The organism is Acinetobacter sp. NIOH-H-8, assembly GCF_046635365.1.
In the GTDB taxonomy this organism is placed as follows: Bacteria; Pseudomonadota; Gammaproteobacteria; order Pseudomonadales; family Moraxellaceae; genus Acinetobacter.
The window spans coordinates 1-456 of sequence record NZ_JBHDVN010000180.1 but is presented as its reverse complement, the minus strand read 5'-3'; the positions used below and the strand labels follow the sequence as shown (position 1 = coordinate 456).

The window sequence follows — 456 nt, the reverse complement described above, 5'->3', positions numbered from 1 at the left end:
CGTCAGCACTCTGTGACTGACCATTCTGCTGAGGCTGCGGTTGCACCTGAGCGTTCTGCTGTGGTGCACTCCCCAGCATCTGCATGGTGCCCGTGGTTTTAACAAGGATTTCGGTGACGTAACGGGTAATACCGTTATCTTCCCAGCTACGGGTGCGAAGCTGGCCTTCAATGTAGACCTGCGCCCCCTTACGCAGATATTCACCTGCCACTTCCGCGAGCTTGCCGAACAGCACCACGCGGTGCCATTCCGTCTGCTCCTTCATTTCCCCCGTCTGTTTGTCGCGCCAGGTTTCTGACGTGGCCACCTGCAGGTTTGCCACTGCGCCCCCGTTGGGGATGTAACGGACTTCCGGATCTTTTCCCAGACGACCGACAAGAATGACCTTGTTAATGCCACGAACTGCCATGATGTGTCTCCTTCTGTTGATGTTTTCAGCCCCCATCATCTGTTGAG

General features: G+C 55.9%; 1 protein-coding gene. It reads right to left on the bottom strand.

Annotation, left to right across the window (positions count from 1 at the left end; all coding sequences use genetic code 11):
• On the bottom strand, positions 1 to 409 hold a 409-nt coding region (gene ssb, locus ACEWB7_RS17670; protein WP_411581042.1), incomplete at its 3' end, for a single-stranded DNA-binding protein.
• Positions 410 to 456: the final 47 nt, after the last annotated feature.